The sequence below is a fragment of the Psychrobacter sp. KH172YL61 genome (assembly GCF_007182895.1).
GTDB lineage: Bacteria > Pseudomonadota > Gammaproteobacteria > Pseudomonadales > Moraxellaceae > Psychrobacter > Psychrobacter pacificensis.
Genome location: NZ_AP019516.1, coordinates 2,627,728 through 2,646,355, shown reverse-complemented (window position 1 = coordinate 2,646,355; position 18,628 = coordinate 2,627,728). Strand labels below are relative to the sequence as shown.

The window sequence follows — 18,628 nt, the reverse complement described above, 5'->3', positions numbered from 1 at the left end:
GCGGTAAGTTTACTGACCACGAACAATGGTATGCTCGATGTGACTATCGTGCCAGCATCTAACCAACCCGATTGGATTATTCCGAGCAGTTTGATTTTTGAGCGTCGACGATTATCAAGAGCGTATATCCAAGTATCAGTGGCAAGAGCAAAATCTTGCTGTCTTTCACTTGTTACCGCAAGATAGAACACCAGAGAAAGTCATCATACTAGAGGGTAATACCACCGAGCATCGATTTGCTTTGCAAACGGCAGGTGAGTTGCGCCAATTACAAGCCCGTATTTCTGACGTCAAAGATACAGAGCTTCCCGAGCAGTTTGCGGATACTAGCGTTGATAAAATAGAAGGGCAGTCTGACGAAAACGTTGTGCTCTCTTATCTGTATCAAACCGTTATGATTGACGATAATGTTTATTTGGTACCAGACTTGGACAAAATTGCGCATCATTTGGTGAATTTAGATGACTAGATTCTCGTCTAAGTTTCAGTTATGCTTCACCTCATAGGTAGTACCCGAGCAATGCTGATTACTTTTTGTTATTGAATGAGTTGCTGCCCTATATATAATATCAATTATAAATAACGTTTAATAAAAACTATAGAGCCGCTCATGAATAATTCTAACGTATCAAAATGGTCGCTCAGCAGTCGTATATTTCATTGGATCAGCGCAGTTTTATTATTGATCACATGGGTGATGATACTGCTGCATGAAAATCTCGATAGCAATCTATATATCGGATTTCACAAAGCGTTTGGGATAAGCTTGTTGTTTTGGATGATTGCGCGAGTTATCAACCGCATCTTTACCAAAGCGCCACCGTCTATACCAATGCCAAAATGGCAATCGATGGTCTCTAAGCTATCGCATTTTGCGCTCTATGCCATTCTGATCGCTATGCCGCTTGCTGGTTTATTGATGACTGTATATGGTGGTCGTCCTGTCGATATCTTTGGTTTATTCCAAATACCCGTGTTTGTGACTCCTGATAGGAGTTTGGCCCGCTTTTATAATGATTTACATACCGATATTATTTGGCCAATGATCATCGGTTTTACAGCGCTGCATATTGGTGCTGCCTTGTATCATCAGTTTATTAAAAAAGACAATTTAATATCACGTATGAAATGATCTGCTATTGATCAATGCTCGAATGCTGTATACAGCATGCCGTACCAATAAACTTAAAGATGCAAAAAAAGCCCTAAGTGCATTACTTAAGGCTTTTTAAGTGATAAATGAAAGTGCTTACGGTCTAAAGGTCTGGTTACAAATTTATTTTTTGTGTTCCGGTAAATTAATGTTCATCTCTAACACATCTAAGCTGTCTTCTGAGCGATGATTGATATTGACATCATCAATCTGCACGCCATTCACATATTTGTTGACCACTTCTAAGATTTCACGTTTCATTTTTTCGATACGATCAACCGTTAGGCGGTTATTTAGACGATTTTCGCTAGCAACGATAACCTTGAGGCGTTCGGTAGCTAGATTGGCACTGCCTGCACTACTGCCATCGTCAGTACCGAATAGGCTACTCCAAAATCCTTTTTCTTAGTCATCATTAACCCCCAAACCAGCGCTGTAGTAAACTCTTTTTCTTCACATCAATATGACGTAGTGGACGCTCTTCGCCTAAGAAACGGGCGACGATATCATCATAACATTGACCAGCAACAGAGTCGGTATAATGAATAACAGGCTCACCGTGGTTCGATGCTTCGAGCACAGAATGGCTCTCAGGCACAACGCCGAGCAATGGTACTTTTAAGATGTCATTTGAGATAGTGTCGATGTCCATCATCTCGTTCGCAGCAGCACGTTCTGCATTGTAACGAGTGATAACCAAGTGCTCACGTACAGAGCCTAGGTTTTCTTCAACCTTTTCGTTTGACTTTGCAAAATACCGATGATGCGATCCGAGTCACGTACTGAAGAGATCTCAGGGTTGGTAACAATGATGGCTTCGTCAGCGTGATACATGGCCAACTGTGCACCGCGCTCGATACCAGCAGGTGAGTCACAGATGATATAGTCAAACTGTTTAGACAGCTCATTCATGACCTCTGCGACACCTTCGTCCGTCAATGCGTCTTTGTCACGCGTCTGACTAGCAGGAAGGATATACAGGTTTTCAAGCTGTTTGTCTTTGACAAGTGCTTGCGACAAGCGTGCGCTACCGGTAATGACATCAACGAAATCATAAACAATTCGGTTTTCACAACCCATGATCAAGTCTAGATTACGTAGACCTACATCAAAATCAATTACAACCGTTTTATAGCCACGCAATGCTAAACCAGCGGCAAAGAGGCGCTAGTCGTGGTTTTGCCTACACCGCCTTTACCTGAAGTGATTACAACTATCTTCGCCACAATGGCACACTCCTATGAATCAATGGGATATCTTTTATATAAATAGCACAATTGCATGGTATTTATCTACTAACTATATATGTACTATCTGCGAAGATAGCCTAGCATAAATATACAAGGATTTATAGCAAGTCTATATTAAAGCAGAAAAACAACTGAGATATGAGCTATAAAGGGCTTTTGCTTATAAATTTTACAGTTAATGGCGATAATTTTTAGCCGTTTGATAGCTATTTAAATATACGGCAAATAACGTTAGAACCAACACTTAATAATAGCCCAATTGTAACGATTAATTTAATATATCTTGTTTTATTTATCTGACACAGCAGCTTATATAATTACAGCTTACCTTACCCAGTTTACTTTACTAGACAATCACCTAACCGTTTATTATTTTTAACTGAGCAATAATTAAGCTTCATCCATTACGATAAATACTAGGCCTTCACCTTCCACAAACTTTACTTGCACAGGTTTGTCTATCACGTGCTCAGGTAGGTTGTCCCGTAAACAGTAAGTTCCAGCTACAGACACGAGGGAGGGGTTAAAGACTTGGCAAAAATGCGGGCATCTTTGTCACCCGTTGCGCCTGCCACCAAGCGACCTTGCGCACGTCCATAGACATGTAAGCTGTTGTCAGTGATGGCTTCAGCACCGCTATTCACACTGTTTGTCAAAAATCAAATCGCCGCCGACATGGTTTAAGCTTTGGCCTGAGCGTAGCATCTGGTCGTAGATGAGGCTGGTAATATGCTGAGCACTTAACAATGTCTCATCTGGAAGACTGGAGATGGTGGTTTCAGTGGCAGATATATTTGCCGCACTCTCGGTGCTAGTAGCGTTGACTGATTCTGTGCGATTATCTTCTTTAGGTTTATTGGACGGTGTAGGGGCTGTTTTGCTAGGTACGATACGTTCAATGCGTTTACCATCTGCAGGAAGATGGCCAAGCGCTGCTCACGCGCTTGATCATCAAGTAGGCCTGTCACCACACCGATCGGCTGTAGTCCCCATGACCATAATAGCTCTACTAAGGCAGATAAATCTTGCTCGACGTCGCTATCGAGCAAGATAGAATGTTAACTTGATTTATTGCTCAGTGTCTCAGTAAGCTGGGCTTCAATAGCGCCCAGATCGCTGGTACTAAACTGTAAACGCGAAAAGGTCAGCATCTTGCCATATAGGGCTAAGGCTGGTGCTGCGCTTGCAGTCTGATTATTATTGTCTGAAACTGTCATATATAAACCCTTAAAAATAATTCTGTCGCTGTATTCACGGTGTCATTTTTATTATCGTGTCATGTTAGTAGGCATACTATAGATTGAGCATGTCTTGGTGTTTCCATTGTTGTACTTTTACTTGTGCTTCAAATGCAGTCAAACTGTCATCAATGATACTCGAAATCAGAGTATCAAGTGCACTATTATCGGTGTCTATTTGCGCAATACCACTGGCAATCGCCACCATCAATGCGTCAAGCCGCGCTGGATCAAGCAGGCGCTTATTTAAGGCATAAACAACGTTTTCACCGATGTTGTGTCCGACATGCTGCAGTTGTGATTCGATCAGGCTACCCGCGATAGGAATCATGCGCAAATAGCGTCGCAGCTCAGGAGTATTGGCTAGACCTTCTTCAATAGCGTTGCCCATTTCGCTGGCTAATAGACTGCCACCACCTGATGAGGCAGTCAGCTCCTGTAGTTTTGGTGCAAGCTCTGAGCGCAGAATAGATAATACAGCCGCTTCAATCTCAGCACGGTTGCGCGTGATGGCTGACTCGATAAAAGATTTGTGCGTTTCAGGGTTGGTCAATTCCTGCCTAAAATTTTGGATGGTCGTCAGGATGACACGATCAGAGAGCTCTTCTAATAATAGGTCAATATAGAACTTAATACGATTGATCCATGGCTGCGGGAGTACTTGGTAGCCAAGCTGGTACAATCGGCGTCCGATAACAACGGCTCTAAATAACCGTAACAAACGTAGCTGCGGAAAACAGCCTAAGACTTCGTACCAGTGGACAAAAGGGAAGAAAAACCAGCGATAATAGACTTTTTCTTTGATTGCGATTGCCCAGCGTAATAATAATTCAGCAACCAAAAATATGGTAAAAAACCCACCAGCGGTACGCAACGGCTTATGCAACGTCGCCTGATACCAACTTAGTCCTTCGCTGACTGACAGCCATTGTGCAGCATTGACACTAAAGTCGCTCATCAATACAGCATCCAGACTGATCAGCAGAAGATCAATACTGATAGCGATAAGCATCACGATATCATAAGTGAGCTTTAAACGACTGGGTTTTGGACGGTTTGGCCTTGGTGGCTCACTATTTGCAAGATGAGGCGACACCGGTGCAGTTGCAATAGGCGGGCTGGTAGTAGGAGAGGCGGGCACAGTCATACCTTATAAATGATAAATGGCACAAAGAAATGAGTAAATTTTTGACGGCTATTAAAAATAACCATCAAAAATCGATGCGTACATGATTAATCACATTATCAATGAATAAGGCCAAAAAACAACCCATCTATGATTAAAAATCATGCATAGCTACTTATAAAGTAATAATGATCATTTGCAACGCGACTATCATCAGTACAGTGCTCACGTATCATCATTAACCTCTGCGTTATTGATTACTCAAGCGCTTATGGCAGTATGACTAGATTTTGTCCGTTATCGGACTATGAGTGCTGCGTCTTTTAAAAGTTATGTGATGACTTACGGCGTAAGTGAGTCATTTATTGAGCCGCTTGAGTTTTAGGGGCTGTCTCAAAATCGGCCAGCATGTCGGTGATGCGCTGATCTTTTTGACGCCAGATGTGTTCAACCCAATCAAACATCTGCGCCTTTATTTCTTCATCATTTTCATAGCCGCCTTGCTTAATACCTTCAAACAGCGCATCTGGTATATCGATATATCTTAGATCCACGCCCAAACGTTTGATATTGCCTTTCCACAGATCGCTATAGCTTGGTACGCCATCAGGATAGACGATGGTCATATCCAGTATGCCATCGATATCCTCGCCTAGGGCGTTAATCGCAAGGGATAAGCCGCCTGCTCGTGGTTTTAGCAAGTGCGTATAAGGAGACTGCTGTTTGGTATGTTTGGCCTTGGTAAAGCGCGTACCTTCTAGATAGTTTAGCAAGGTGAACGGCTTGTCTTTTAAAAGGGCACAGGCACGCTTGGCCTCTTCGATATCTTTACCTTTGAGTGCAGGGTTTTTGGCGATGGCTTCTTTAGAGTGTCTGCGCATCATGGGGAAATCTAAAAAGTAAAAAGCTTGCCCAACGATGGGAATATAGATCAGCTCAAATTTAGTAAAGAAACGCGTCAATGGCAGGCGCTTTTCGCCAATGTATTGCACGATGCTGGTATCGACCCAAGATTGGTGGTTGCTGACCAGAAGGTATTTACCATCGATGCGAATATCATCTGGTAGGCTGATACGCCAATCTTTGCGAGGCAGCATATCATCGATTAGTGCACTGTTGCTGCTGATCCAGTAAGTCGCGATTTTGATGACCGCTTTATCTGCAATAGGTGCACCGGTGATGACTTTGCCGACACCCATCAACCACAAAGGAATACTACCACCAAAGCTATTGGCAGTGATAACGCTTGCTGCTGTCGCTAATGAAACCGCCTTACCCAGTTTGGGCGTGCGTTTGTGCAGTTTTCGAATGGTAGATGTCAGTCGCATGCTTAATCCCTCTTGGTTCAGTTTAATTAATAAGTACACCATATATTTCACAAGTCGATGTTTTAAATATTGCCAAAACTGCTCATATGATTGATGACCAATAATCCAGTGGACTAAGCGCTAATCATAGAAGCGTTGCTGATTAATTCCTGATACAGCGGTCATTTGACGATGAGAAATTTGGCCACATAATTTTAGCAGAAACGTTTCGCAGTGTACGAGTGTAAACGTGACTAGTGATAACAAGGAACAGGTATTGGATAGTTTAGATGCTAAGAAATACCGTAAAGTTAATCTGCACTTCTCATACATAGGTGTGACAAAATATTACACAGTGTTAGATTGTAATTGCCATAATAATGATTAAAGTAAATAAGTACTTAATAAGATTAACGGACAATCTTGATAAAGCACGATTTATAATACTTTAAACTTATAGAGGAAATATCATGCGTAATACATTATTAATTGCAGCAGTAGCATCAGGTCTAGCACTTAGCGGTTGTACGACTGATCCAAACACTGGGCAGCAACGTTTGAATAAAGCTGCATTGGGCGGCCTAGTTGGTGCAGCAGGTGGCGCAACTATCTCAAAAGCAACAGGCGGCGACAAGACTGGTCGTGATGCTGCTATCGGTGCTGCATTGGGTGCTGGCGTTGGTTATTACATGGAGCGTCAGGCTCGTCAGCTTGAGCAGCAAATGGCTGGTACAGGCGTGACTGTTAACCAAGACCCAACCACCGGTAACATTGATCTTGTTATGCCAGGTAGCATCACTTTCTCGTTTGATAGTGCAACACTTAACTCATCATTCAAGCCAACGCTAGACAAGCTTGCTTCAACCATGAACCAGTATAACCAGAACACCATCACGATTGCTGGTCACACTGATAGCCAAGGTTCAGCATCTTACAACATGGGTCTGTCACGCGACCGTGCTTACTCAGTTGCCAACTACCTAACTGCTCGCGGTGTTGCTTCTAACCGTATCAATGTAGTTGCTTATGGCGAGTCACGTCCAATTGCTACCAACAACACTGAATCTGGTCGTCAGCAAAACCGCCGTGTTGAGCTAACGGTTAATGCACCACAAAGCGTCAACTAATCGACAGTTCTATATAGCTATTTGATAGGTGCAAATGATTTTCACGCACTTATCTAGCAAAAAGAGTCAGCGATATGTTGGCTCTTTTTTATGCGCTAAATTTTGATTGAACAAACTCGATAGTTAGGGATAGCGAAGGTATAATATCTGCTGTCCAAAATAGAATAGTGCTCGTTTAGTATTTGATAACATTTTATAAAAGGATCATAAAGATTAATGATTATTAATATAGAATTAAGTATTGATAATGATTATCAATAACACTATAATTTATTAGTGTTTTATTACTGAATAGTTACAAGCTTGATAATATGCGATAAGCATAAATATACGAGATCAAATCAGCTGATTAAGGCGTGATTTGATAATCGATATGATGGAAGCCATTTAACCAAAACGAATTTTGCTATCTCTTTGAGGATTTGTATGACGATTACCACAGAAACACGCCGTAAGATTTTACCAACTACTTTAGCTGTTGCACTTGCAGGATTGTTAATGGTATCGGGCTGTACCAAAAAAACCGAAGAAGACACTGCTGCTACTGAGACGCAGACAGAGGTTGTAAGCACAGAAACAGGCGATAACACAGAGATATCAGCTGCCGAAAAAGCACATATTGATAGGTTAGTCATCAGTTACGCAAATATGGCCCATGCAGCCTACAAGGATTCACTAGAGACAGCCAAAAAACTCCAGACAGCGGTAAATACGTTTGTGGCAACACCGACACAAGCCAACCTTGATGCTGCCAAAGCTGCCTATAAAGCGGCTCGTCAGCCGTATTCGCAGACGGAAATTTTCCGTTTTGATGAAGGATTTGTGACGGCAAATGATAAGCGCGCGATCAATAGCATTGATAGCTGGGAAGGTCAAATCAACGCTTGGCCGCTAGATGAAGCGCTGATCGATTATGTCAGTGATGACTATGAAGGCGAATATAACAGTCAAGAAAATATCATCAATAGCGATAGCATTACGGTCGGTAGTACCAAGCAAGATACCAGTACAATTACACCTGAGCTGCTTGCCGACATGAACGAGATTGGCGGTAGTGAGGCTAATGTCACAACGGGCTATCATGCGATTGAGTTTATGTTATGGGGTCAAGATACCAATGGCGTAAAAGAGGGCGCGGGTAATCGCCCGGTCACTGATTATGTGACGGAAGCTGGACAATGTACCAGCGGTGATACGGTCAATGAAGATGCCAGTATTTGTGAGCGTCGCGGTGAGTTTTTAAAAGCCGCTACTCAACTACTGGTGGATGATTTGACGGCGATGGAAGCTCAGTGGCAGCCTGATACCGAAAATACCTTACGCAGTGATTTGATGGCGCGTAAATACGACAATGGCCTGCGTCAGATTATGTACCAAATGGGTAGTTTAGCACTGGGTGAGTTGGCTTCTGAGCGTATGCAGGTCGCTTTTGTCACAGGGTCTACCGAAGATGAGCATGAGTGCTTTAGTGACTTGACGCATCTGAGCTATGCCAATAATGCCCGCGGTATCCAAAATGTCTTTAATGGTAGCTACCAGACAGTCGCTGGTAAAACAGTCGGTGGCTATGGTGTTAAAGACTATCTCGTTGACAGCAGTCATGTAGAGGAAGCTGATAAACTGGCCGCTGACTTTAGTAAAGTCGAAGGTGCATTCAACGTCATGGTTGAAAAGGGCGAGAAAGAAGGCATCAAAATTGACCAAATGATTGCAACGGTTGGTCAAGCAAGTCAAGAAGGCGTTTCTGCTGAAGAGCAGAATATCCGTCGCGGCTGGGTAGAAGCGGGTATTAATAGCTTGCAAGAGCTGACCGCTGGTATCGAAAATGCCGCAAAAGCCGTTGGTATTGATAATCTTGATGCAGATGCAGGGTCGCAGTTTTAAGTAGACACCAAGTAGCTAAAAGGTGCTTATTATCTGTATAAGACGTACCTTGATAAAATGATCAGTTGGGTAAATAGACGTTATCAACGATGGTTGGCAACGTCTATTTATCCGTTTCAAAATAGGCCAATAAGGCTATATTCTGAACCAGACTATCGATACCAATGACAACGTGATCGATATCGACTTGATGATTCTACTCTCAAAACTAAGGCGCTTGATGTTTATGAAAGCCATCTATCCAAAGTATTCTGTTTTTCTTCTTCCTTCTGCCATAATACAAAATTTGCCATCCAAGCTTGCACTGCTTATGATGGGTGCAGCGGCGCTAAGCGCTTGTCAGCCAGCCGATAGCGTGTCTAACGACGCCTCAAATAGTGAGCATGCCGCAAATGCCAGTGAAGACGAGCATCCGCTCACCTCTGAGCGTGTGGATAACATCGAAGCACTGGCTGGCGTGCCGATGCAGCAACTGGTCAGTTTTGATCCGCAAGAGATCAAGCAGGGTGGGGACTCTGGTATCAGTATTACCAGTGCTGAAAGCTACTCTAAGCCTTCATCGAACCTGACAGCGTCGCGTGTAAGGGTTCGTTTTTTATCGGTAATGCATTCTTTAAGCAGCCTTGGGTCGTCGCTCCTGCCAGTACCGACAGTCGAGATGGGCTTGGTGCGCTATTCAATGTGGCGGCTTGTCAATCTTGCCATATCAAAGACGGCCGTGGTCATGCGCCCATGACTGCCGATGATGATGCGGACAGTTTATTGCTTCGTCTCTCTATGCCAGCAACGACGGATGAGCAGCGTCAGCAGTTACAGGACTCGCTGATTGAAAAGGTCGTTCACCCTATGTATGGTGGACAATTGCAAGATCGGGGTATCCAAGGTGTCCCTGCTGAGGCCAGAATTGCAGTACAGTGGACAGATAAGCCAGTCACTTTCGCTGATGGGCATATTGAGACGCTACGTGCGCCAACCTTTAATCTGACCAACCCCGGTTATGGCGCTTTTGATGAGGCGATGATGGTATCACCACGAGTGGCACTGCCTATGATTGGGCTTGGGCTGCTAGAGCAAATACCTGAGGATGATATTAAAAAACAAGCAAGCCATAAGGGTAATAGCGACATCAGTGGTAAGTTCAATTGGGTGATGGATCCACAGACTGGCAAACGTGCGCTTGGACGTTTTGGCTGGAAAGCCGGTCAAACCAAACTGATTACCCAAAATCAAAGTGCTTTTAACGAAGACATGGGTTTGACATCAAATATTCGTCCTCATGAGTCCTGCATGCCGACCCAGACCGTCTGCTTAAATGCGACAACAGGTGTTGATGAGCAAGGCAATGGCAAACCGCCCGTTGAAGTGAACGACGATGTTGCCAAGTTTGTGGAGTTTTATACCCGTAATTTGGCAGTGCCGCACCGCCGTAATGCGGATGATAAGCTTGTGCTGGCGGGTAAAAAGCGTTTTTATGACATGGGCTGTCAAAGCTGCCATACACCAAGATATCAGCTGCCAAAAACTGACGACGATCATCTTGAGCAGCATAGACAAGTGATTTATCCTTACACCGATTTATTGCTACATGACATGGGAGATGACCTTGCTGATCGTACTATCGCGGGTAAGCTACCATCCAAAGACGCTCAAGTTGAGTTTTTAGCCAATTCTTATGAATGGCGCACGCCCGCACTTTGGGGCGTGGGACTTGCGCAAACGGTTGATCCACAAGCGACGTTTTTGCATGATGGACGCGCTCGTACGCTGATGGAAGCGGTTCTTTGGCACGGCGGAGAAGCCGAAAAGCAACAGCAACAAGTATTGAAATTAGACAAGCAAGGTCGCGCCGAGCTAAATGCGTTCTTAAAGTCGCTATAATAAGGTCACTGTAATACAGTCACTATTATAAAATCAGCACAAAAACGCTATAAATTATTACCTATAACATTACCGAGAAATCTATGAAAATAAATCACGCTTTGGCGATGGCGCTATCTGCATTGAGTGCCGGTCTGCTGATTAGCTGTGTTAAACCTGCCGACGACAACAAATCTGCAGAAGTGGATAGTCAAGAAGTTGCAAAAGACAATACAGCTACTGACAGCTCAGCAGAAAGCAGCAAGGAAAGCACTGAGCAGATCGTTGCGGTAGATATCAGCCCTGAGACTCAAAAAACGTATTTGACGCATGTGGCAGAGGACATTGTCCTTCCTGCGTATGCTAATGCCGCAAAGCAAAGTGATCTATTAAATGAATTGGCGCAGAGACATTGTCAGCAAGCACCCGTCAGCGGCGCTGAGCTACAGGCATTACGCGCGCAGTGGTTAGTATTGGCACAAGCGTGGTCGAGTGCTGAGATGATTAATTTCGGTCCTGCGACTGCCAGCATGAGCAATCTGTACATCAACTATTATCCTGATGAGCGCGGCTTGGTACATAGCGGTGTGTCTGATTTGATTGCTGCCAATCCAACACTCACGCCAGAGCAGTTCGCGGGCGAAAGCGCTATCGTACAAGGTGTACCAGGACTAGAAGAAGCCTTGTTTGCCAATGAGAGCTTAAATGCTGGTCAATGCGCCTACGTCATTAGCGCCAGTGGTGCTTTGAGCACGCGTCTAAAAGACATCGAGAAAAACTGGCAGCAAAACGCGACTGAGTTATTGGCGATAGACAAGTCTGCTGAGAGCGATCAAGGCTTGAACCAATGGTTTAACTCGCTATTGTCATTAGTTGAGACCATGAAGTCTAATGCTATTGACCAGCCGCTCGGTCTGACGGGTAAAGCAAAGGTCATTTGCCAGCGGCTACGGCTGGTCAAAGCCGCGCTATTATCAATGCAAAACTAGATGCCATCAATAAAGCCATGACAGATCCCGTATTGACGGCGATACTTAATAGCAATGATGAGAGCACAGTCGCTAATAATCTATCGACGGCATTGGCTGAAACGACCACTTTATTGGCACAAATGCCAGAAGATTTATCAGCCGCAGACAAAGACGATCAACAAGCGTTATATGACCATCTCACTACCGTCACTCGCTTGATTAAACGCGAGCTGATTCCAACACTCGGTATCCGCGTAGGCTTTAATAGCACCGATGGCGATTAAGGGATGTTTATTACTAAAGGCAATACGATGTCAGAAGATGAGCGTCATGACAGATCAGATGAGCCAAAAGCCAGTTCAATAAGCCGTGAGCTTTTGACGACGTCAATGCTCACGGCAGTCGGCACCGCGGCTCTGGTCGGTATTCACCATCATTATCGTAAGCAGCAGCATCCTGATGCCAGTTTACAAGATTATGTGGCGGGTATGCGAGCGCAGTTACAAGCATTACAGTCGGGCGTTGGGTCAACGCCAAACCTTAAAAGCTTTCGCTATGCTTGTCAGCAAGCAGCGGTGACATGGCAGCAGGCTTATCATCAAGCGATAGATGATGAGAGTAACGTGCTTGATCTTACTGCTGTGCATACGACGACCATGCTCGCACGGCCTGTTCGCTGGGTCAGCGGCGTTGCCTCTATGCCAAAAAAATAACGCGTCATTGAATCAAAATGAGCATGACTTTGGCGTGGTAGGTATTGATGCCGATAGACAAATCGTTTGGCAGACGACCATGCCTGAGCGTGTCCATGACATCGTTGTTCAGCCTACAAATGTATCTGAATCTCAAGTTCAGGATAGCAATGTCGACCAAAGGCGCGACGTCGTCGTCATGGGTCGGCGTCCAAGTGAAAAATTCTGGGTGCTTGATACCTCAAATGGACAAGTACAACATGCGATCAAAGCGGATTTACATCGTCATTTCTACGGCCATGCTTGTTATAGCTTAGATGGAAAATTGCTTTACGTAACTGAGAATGACACAGTCAGTCTGGCAGGTAAAATCGGTGTTTATGATGCTAACAACGCTTATAAAAAAGTAGCAGAATTTAACTCTTATGGCATCGGCCCGCATGAACTGATTATGCATCCTGATAGCGAAACACTAGTCATTGCAAACGGTGGCATTAAGACTGAGCAGGCCTCACGTGAAGAGCTAAATTTAGACACTATGCGACCATCGCTGGTCTACCTGAATCGTCATGACGGGGCATTGCTTGAGCAAGTGACGCCCGAGCATAATCAGATGAGCATACGTCATTTAGCGATGCACAATGATGGCACTGTCATGATCGGTATCCAGTTCCAAGGCGAAAAGCATATCAATGTACCGTTAGTACTGACTCACCAGCGCGGTGATGTTAGCTTTGCGCCACTGACTATGCCAAACAATCAATGGCAACGCTTTCATCAATATATTGCGAGCGTCGCCGTTGATAGTGACCGTAATTTGCTTTGTGTGACCACTCCGATTAGTGGCTGTGCGGCAATTTATGACTTACATACTCGAGAGTTGATTGATGATGTGAGCTTGCCTGATTGTGCAGGGGCATCCGTCCTATCCAGTAATAGTGCAATCACCAATAACGTAGATGATATTAAACCGTCAGGATTTATCATCAGTGATGGGCAAGGGCAATTGACAGCGTTAAGAGTAAGTGTTTTGCCAGATTCAAAATTGAATGGTAAAGATGATAAGCATATTAGTACAGACAGCCAATTGCATAGAATGTCCTTTGATAACCATTTGCAAGCGTTATAATACGTAGCCATTGGCACAGTTACGGCCATTGAGGAGATAAAACATTAGCTTGGAAATCCGTTTAGATACTATTAGACAGCAGCTCGCACAGGCAGATATTGAGCTACATATCAGCAAAAAGCGTGTCAAAAACATCAATTTTCGTTTAAAGCCGCATGTCTTGATGGTTTCTGTACCACTGCATATTAGTAATTCAAAAGCTGCTGACGCGGTGGCGCGGCGAGTGTCTTGGGCGATTAACCACCATCTACAAGTGCTAAAGCAACACCAGCGTAAAAAAAGCGCGCCATCAGGTCTTACAACTTCTAAGAACCCTGTCTATCTATGGGGCACTGAGCAGACCTTTATGTTAAGCCATGATGAAAAATAGCATACTATCGCCAGCAGCTCTCCGATGTCATGCCGTCGCTATTTGAGAAATGGCAGCCAATTGTTGGTGTTCACGCCGATGAGATACGAGTAAAAAAAATGCACACACGCTGGGGCAGCTGCAACACGCGCGCAAAGCGAATTTGGTTGTCCGTTTATCTTCCTGCCTATCCTATCGAATGCACCGAATACGTCATCGTCCATGAACTGTGCCATTTGCATCATGCCAATCATAGCCTTGCATTTTGGCAAACGGTGGCGAGTGCGATGCCAGATTATCGGCAATGGCATAATATACTGGCAGGCAAGACAGGGCAGTTGGATTGAGAGATCCATACATTGAGTCCATTAATTCTTTGAGCGACTTTCCCATCTAAATGAATTTCACTGTGTGAGAGTAATTTGTCTCCCCTTTTTCATCCCTATTTAAAACGGCGACACATGTTGATAAGACTGATATGATAAGAAATAACGATACAAATCGTGTCGTTTAAATCCAATTTTATATACAAGGATGTCAGATGGAAAACGTCAATCAAGCTGAGTTTTGGCAGCAGCGCTATGAGAAAAAAAGTACTGGCTGGGATATGGGACAAGTATCACCACCGCTCAAAGCTTATATTGACCAGCTGCCTGAAAATGCTAAGGATGAGGCAATACTCGTACCAGGTGCTGGTAATGCTTACGAGGTAGGCTATCTATATGAGCAAGGATTTACCAATGTCACGTTGGTCGATTTTGCGCCAGTCCCGATTGAAGCCTTTGCGGCGCGTTATCCCGACTTCCCATCTGAGCAGTTAATTTGTGCGGACTTTTTTAACTTATCAGCTGAGCAGTACCAATTTGATTGGATACTTGAGCAGACGTTTTTTTGTGCGATTAATCCAGTGCGCCGTGATGAGTATGTGCAGCAGATGGCAAGGTTACTAAAACCACAAGGCAAACTGGTTGGTTTGTTATTTGATACTGACTTTGGACGAGAGGAACCACCATTTGGTGGCACTAAAGAAGAGTACCAGCAGCGTTTTCAAAGCCATTTTGATCTTGATATTATGGAACCTAGCTATAATTCACATCCAGCACGGCAAAGTAGTGAGTTATTTATAAAGCTGCGAGCGAAATAAGCTCGCGCTTGATATTGTCCCGAGCTTGCGCTTCTAATTGGCTATAGTAATAATCAGTCAAATAGAGTTTGGGATGCGCTAGTAATCCTTGTAATACCGCAGTGCGCCCATCACGGTAGTTGTCATCTGCGACGTGTGCATATTCTTGACGTATCGCTTGTGCATACTGCTGATAGGTAGGCCAAGGCGCACCCAAAATACTCAAATCCATATCTAGCAGATATGCCGCATCACTGTATTTAACACTATCTATCGACTCATCTACCTGATGATTGGCCGTCATCATGATGAATGCGTAGATGTCTTGGCACTGCTCTGGGCGTAGATAAGAACTCAACGCGCCTACGGCATATTCAGCGCTTTTTTGCTCATTATCTACGCGTGTTGGGTCGTATATCACATCATGATAATACAGTGCCAACACCACGATATACGGAGCAGTTAGATGGTGTTTAATGCTTTCAAACTGTACCAATAACTGCTCAATATGACTCAGGGTATGATAAGCTCGTTGTGGTTCACCGTAGCGCACAGAGATATCTTGCCAGAGGGTTTGTGCGTCGTCTGGTGTCACATCACTATTGAGAGCAGACAAGCATAAGTAAAAATGATTGCCCAGCTCCATATTTATAGGTGGCAATTCATTCATAATTAACCTTTGTCACTTGCCATTTATTTTGTATTAGCCGCATCTTTAAATGCCTTATTAAATACTTCTCCGAGCAAGCTGATATCATCGACACGGGCATAATTTAAGCGGGTGACAAAAGCAATATGGCGGTGTGGTCCTTCTTCAGCTAGAGGTACAGCGACAGCATTTTGATTTTGCAAGTGCAACTGATCGAGTGCCATTTCAGGCACTAGGGTCGTGCCCATGTTGGCAAGCGCCATTTGAATCAGCGTGTTTAGACTGGCATCCGAGAAGCTTGATTTCATCTGTGCACGGTCAAAATGACAGACAGATAGCGTCTGATCGGTTAGGCAGTGGCCTTCACCAAGGAGCATAAGATTGGCAGTAGCTAGCTCGTCAGCGCTGATGGTATCAAGCTTGGCATGTACATCGTCTTTTGGGAAGACGGCAAAGAAGTCTTCACTCCAAAACTCAAAACTGTGCAGGCCATCTACAGCATATGGCAGCGCAATGATAGCCGTATCGATATGACCGTAGCGCACTTGCTCAAGCAACCGCTCGGTTTGCTGCTCAACGATCGTCATGCGAAACTCTGGATACTGAGCACGCAGGGCTGGTAGAACCTTTGGTAGCAAGTAAGGCGCAATCGTGGGAATGATACCAACGGTCATCGGATACGCCAGCGGTGTCTGATGGCTATGGGCGCGTGTGGTCAAATCGCTCACTTCAGAGAACACGCGCTGTGCCCTTGTGAGGATTTCTTGACCGATAGGCGTAATCAGTACTTGCTTGTTATTGCGCTCAAAAATCTGTGTATCTAGCTGTTTTTCTAATTCTGCGATACCCAAGCTCAGGGCAGACTGCGAAATATTACAATCTTCGGCAGCACGTTTGAAGTGACGATGTTTGGCGACGGCTAAGGCAAACTCAAGTTGTCGTAAAGTAATCATAAAACCTCTCTTTTAATGGGTTTTTAATGTAATTTATCCTGTCAGTAAGCCTCTATAAGGCAGCAAATTACCAGTTATGTACCAATGATAGGATGTACCAATGATAGGATATAGAAAGCATAGTTTAACAAGTTTAATAAAACAAAACATCACATTAAAAACTTTTAACTGGATTAACCGTAGAATTCGCGTATAGTTTGTCGGGTAGCCCAGAAAGCTAAAGGGCTAGTTAAAAAATCCCTATAAATAATTTTAATTTACTTAACAAGAGAGGAGCCAATCATGGCGTCTATTATCAATCAAGCAATCCCAGAATTTTCAGCCGATGCCTATGTAAACGGTGAGTTCAAAACCATCACCTCAGAAGACGTAAAAGGCAACTGGGCGATCTTTCTATTTTACCCAGCTGATTTTACCTTTGTTTGCCCAACTGAGCTAGAAGACATGGCCGCTCACTACGACGAGCTAAAAGGTTTGGGTGTTGAAGTATACTCAGTATCAACTGATACGCATTTCACGCACAAAGCATGGCATGATTCTTCAGAAGCGATCGGCAAAGTACAGTATCCAATGATCGGGGATCCTACTGGTAAAATCACTCGCGGCTTCAATGTTATGATTGAAGAAGCAGGTCTAGCAGAGCGTGGTACGTTCCTAGTAGATCCTGATGGTCTGATCCAAGTAGCAGAAATTCATGCTGGCGGTATCGGCCGTAGCGCAAAAGATATGCTACGTAAAGTAAAAGCCGCTCAGTACGTTCGTGAGAACGATGGCGAAGTTTGCCCAGCAGCTTGGGGAGCAAGGCGGCGATACACTTAAGCCAAGTCTTGACCTAGTCGGTAAAATCTAAATAGCTATTTCATCCCTTAGATAAAGTAGCGCTGACTTTTATACTTTTAGTGTGAATCAGTTCTACAAATAAAGACCCCATTAACTGATGTTGATGGGGTTTTTTTATGGCGCTAGCTACAATCTTATGAGTCTTATTTATTGATCATAAGCGTAGTAGGCGTAGTATATTCGAACCACTATTAAAGTGTTACAGCGTTAGACTCGTTTAGCCTACTACTGTAGTACTTGCACTCGTCTGCCTTGTACCACTTTTAATATTGATTGACTATATAGTGAATTCAGTATAAAAACGATACAGTGGGACTGGGATAAATTTTTCGCAGCATCGAGCAGCATAGCCACAGCACGCAAGGAAGATTTAGACCAGTTCCACTTTGATATATAATGTATTTGTTTTATTTAGGATTGACTATATCAGGCGCGAGATTGTTCTTTATTTTTATCAATAATCTTATAAATCTCGTCTTTGAGATGTAATTTACGCCGTTTCATTTGTTCTATTTCTTCTTCACGGCTGGCATGCTTGACTAGATCTTTTTCGAGATAATTGATTTTTTGATCAAGCTCGGTATGCTCATCAAAAATACTCGCGAAATGACTGTCTTTGAGCTTCAGTTCGGCAATAATATCTCTGTTATCGTGGAAAGTATCTGTTTTTCTCATGTGTTCATCCTTGTCATGAAACGCAAGCTTCTCATAAGCAATCGCGTATGGTGTTAAAAAAGACGGCTTAACTTAAGAACTATTCTCGATTGTAGCGAAAAAATAGCCTAGATACTATGGCTATTATCTACCAGTATATTTGTATTTAATTAATTAAACCTATTAACGATTGGTTTTATAAAACGTAAAGTTTGAGTTTCTCAGCTTGCCCAAATACTGCGAACACCTGATAATAGGGTCATTCAAGAGCGAAAGCTCGATATATACAAGGTTTTTTATAAAATTATTAAGTGTGAGAATTTCAT

At 43.7% G+C, this 18,628-nt stretch carries 15 protein-coding genes and 5 pseudogenes; 12 read left to right on the top strand and 8 right to left on the bottom strand.

Translation table 11 applies throughout. From position 1 onward, the window contains the following. Positions 1-97: 97 nt before the first annotated feature. On the top strand, positions 98-469 hold the full coding sequence (locus PKHYL_RS14165) for a hypothetical protein (RefSeq protein ID WP_240365433.1): 372 nt from the start codon (positions 98-100) through the stop codon (positions 467-469). A 141-nt stretch (positions 470-610) separates the two neighbouring features. After that, complete coding sequence (locus PKHYL_RS14160) at positions 611-1,132, top strand: cytochrome b (protein ID WP_071002992.1); 522 nt, start codon at positions 611-613, stop codon at positions 1,130-1,132. Between the two features lie 144 nt (positions 1,133-1,276). Here the strand turns inward: PKHYL_RS14160 and PKHYL_RS14155 are convergent, their stop codons facing one another. From PKHYL_RS14155 to PKHYL_RS14135, 5 genes and pseudogenes are all read right to left on the bottom strand, one after another. Beyond that, the gene (locus PKHYL_RS14155) at positions 1,277-1,471 is read right to left on the bottom strand and encodes a cell division topological specificity factor MinE (protein ID WP_240366544.1); all 195 of its coding nucleotides are present in this window, start codon (positions 1,469-1,471) and stop codon (positions 1,277-1,279) included. Positions 1,472-1,568: 97 nt separating this feature from the next. Then, positions 1,569-2,379: pseudogene (minD, locus tag PKHYL_RS14150) on the bottom strand (septum site-determining protein MinD). A 414-nt stretch (positions 2,380-2,793) separates the two neighbouring features. Then, positions 2,794-3,620 (bottom strand): annotated as a pseudogene (minC, locus tag PKHYL_RS14145) (septum site-determining protein MinC). A 76-nt stretch (positions 3,621-3,696) separates the two neighbouring features. After that, positions 3,697-4,788, bottom strand: a complete 1,092-nt coding sequence (locus tag PKHYL_RS14140) for a hypothetical protein (protein ID WP_227517143.1) — start codon at positions 4,786-4,788, stop codon at positions 3,697-3,699. A 341-nt stretch (positions 4,789-5,129) separates the two neighbouring features. Further along, positions 5,130-6,095, bottom strand: a complete 966-nt coding sequence (locus PKHYL_RS14135) for an acyltransferase (protein ID WP_071002996.1) — start codon at positions 6,093-6,095, stop codon at positions 5,130-5,132. Positions 6,096-6,544: 449 nt separating this feature from the next. Here PKHYL_RS14135 and PKHYL_RS14130 point away from each other — a divergent pair, with 449 nt between their 5' ends. From PKHYL_RS14130 to PKHYL_RS14090, 9 genes and pseudogenes are all read left to right on the top strand, one after another. Continuing rightward, positions 6,545-7,201 carry an OmpA family protein gene (locus PKHYL_RS14130; protein WP_071002997.1) on the top strand — a complete coding sequence of 219 codons (657 nt, stop codon included), beginning with the start codon at positions 6,545-6,547 and terminating at the stop codon, positions 7,199-7,201. Positions 7,202-7,627: 426 nt separating this feature from the next. Further along, a complete protein-coding gene (locus PKHYL_RS14125; protein ID WP_071002998.1) occupies positions 7,628-9,085 on the top strand; it encodes an imelysin family protein in 1,458 nt (485 codons plus the stop codon). Positions 9,086-9,395: 310 nt separating this feature from the next. Continuing rightward, positions 9,396-10,963, top strand: a pseudogene (locus PKHYL_RS14120) (di-heme oxidoreductase family protein). An 83-nt stretch (positions 10,964-11,046) separates the two neighbouring features. Next, positions 11,047-12,197: pseudogene (locus PKHYL_RS14115) on the top strand (imelysin family protein). 3 nt (positions 12,198-12,200) lie between these two features. Beyond that, positions 12,201-12,626 carry a hypothetical protein gene (locus PKHYL_RS14105; RefSeq protein ID WP_240365430.1) on the top strand — a complete coding sequence of 142 codons (426 nt, stop codon included), beginning with the start codon at positions 12,201-12,203 and terminating at the stop codon, positions 12,624-12,626. 7 nt (positions 12,627-12,633) lie between these two features. Continuing rightward, positions 12,634-13,734 (top strand): DUF1513 domain-containing protein, encoded by a 1,101-nt coding sequence (locus PKHYL_RS14100; RefSeq protein WP_240365429.1) that lies wholly within the window; start codon positions 12,634-12,636, stop codon positions 13,732-13,734. Between the two features lie 49 nt (positions 13,735-13,783). After that, entirely contained in the window at positions 13,784-14,104 is a 321-nt protein-coding gene (locus PKHYL_RS17795; RefSeq protein ID WP_269778186.1) for a DUF45 domain-containing protein, read from the top strand. A 29-nt stretch (positions 14,105-14,133) separates the two neighbouring features. Further along, the gene (locus PKHYL_RS17790) at positions 14,134-14,430 is read left to right on the top strand and encodes a M48 metallopeptidase family protein (protein ID WP_269778185.1); all 297 of its coding nucleotides are present in this window, start codon (positions 14,134-14,136) and stop codon (positions 14,428-14,430) included. 194 nt (positions 14,431-14,624) lie between these two features. After that, positions 14,625-15,227 carry a methyltransferase domain-containing protein gene (locus PKHYL_RS14090; protein WP_071003002.1) on the top strand — a complete coding sequence of 201 codons (603 nt, stop codon included), beginning with the start codon at positions 14,625-14,627 and terminating at the stop codon, positions 15,225-15,227. Here the strand turns inward: PKHYL_RS14090 and PKHYL_RS14085 are convergent. Then, the gene (locus PKHYL_RS14085; protein WP_071003003.1) at positions 15,205-15,876 is read right to left on the bottom strand and encodes an HD domain-containing protein; all 672 of its coding nucleotides are present in this window, start codon (positions 15,874-15,876) and stop codon (positions 15,205-15,207) included. The two genes, PKHYL_RS14090 and PKHYL_RS14085, sit on opposite strands and share 23 nt — an antisense overlap. Positions 15,877-15,899: 23 nt before the next feature. Then, positions 15,900-16,808, bottom strand: coding sequence for a hydrogen peroxide-inducible genes activator (locus PKHYL_RS14080; RefSeq protein WP_058025493.1), 909 nt, complete (start codon positions 16,806-16,808; stop codon positions 15,900-15,902). 282 nt (positions 16,809-17,090) lie between these two features. On the opposite strand from PKHYL_RS14080, the pseudogene ahpC reads away from it, so the two are divergent. After that, positions 17,091-17,658, top strand: a pseudogene (gene ahpC / locus PKHYL_RS14075) (alkyl hydroperoxide reductase subunit C). A 416-nt stretch (positions 17,659-18,074) separates the two neighbouring features. On the opposite strand, the gene PKHYL_RS14070 reads toward ahpC, so the two are convergent. After that, positions 18,075-18,323 carry a YdcH family protein gene (locus tag PKHYL_RS14070; RefSeq protein ID WP_240365428.1) on the bottom strand — a complete coding sequence of 83 codons (249 nt, stop codon included), beginning with the start codon at positions 18,321-18,323 and terminating at the stop codon, positions 18,075-18,077. Positions 18,324-18,628: the final 305 nt, after the last annotated feature.

Coding starts and splice junctions, on each gene's coding strand:
- PKHYL_RS14160 (WP_071002992.1), top strand. CDS start 611: ATGAATAATTCTAACGTATCAAAATGGTCGCTCAGCAGTCGTATATTT.
- PKHYL_RS14140 (WP_227517143.1), bottom strand. CDS start 4,788: ATGACTGTGCCCGCCTCTCCTACTACCAGCCCGCCTATTGCAACTGCA.
- PKHYL_RS14135 (WP_071002996.1), bottom strand. CDS start 6,095: ATGCGACTGACATCTACCATTCGAAAACTGCACAAACGCACGCCCAAA.
- PKHYL_RS14130 (WP_071002997.1), top strand. CDS start 6,545: ATGCGTAATACATTATTAATTGCAGCAGTAGCATCAGGTCTAGCACTT.
- PKHYL_RS14125 (WP_071002998.1), top strand. CDS start 7,628: ATGACGATTACCACAGAAACACGCCGTAAGATTTTACCAACTACTTTA.
- PKHYL_RS14105 (WP_240365430.1), top strand. CDS start 12,201: ATGTTTATTACTAAAGGCAATACGATGTCAGAAGATGAGCGTCATGAC.
- PKHYL_RS17790 (WP_269778185.1), top strand. CDS start 14,134: ATGCCGTCGCTATTTGAGAAATGGCAGCCAATTGTTGGTGTTCACGCC.
- PKHYL_RS14090 (WP_071003002.1), top strand. CDS start 14,625: ATGGAAAACGTCAATCAAGCTGAGTTTTGGCAGCAGCGCTATGAGAAA.
- PKHYL_RS14085 (WP_071003003.1), bottom strand. CDS start 15,876: ATGAATGAATTGCCACCTATAAATATGGAGCTGGGCAATCATTTTTAC.
- PKHYL_RS14080 (WP_058025493.1), bottom strand. CDS start 16,808: ATGATTACTTTACGACAACTTGAGTTTGCCTTAGCCGTCGCCAAACAT.
- PKHYL_RS14070 (WP_240365428.1), bottom strand. CDS start 18,323: ATGAGAAAAACAGATACTTTCCACGATAACAGAGATATTATTGCCGAA.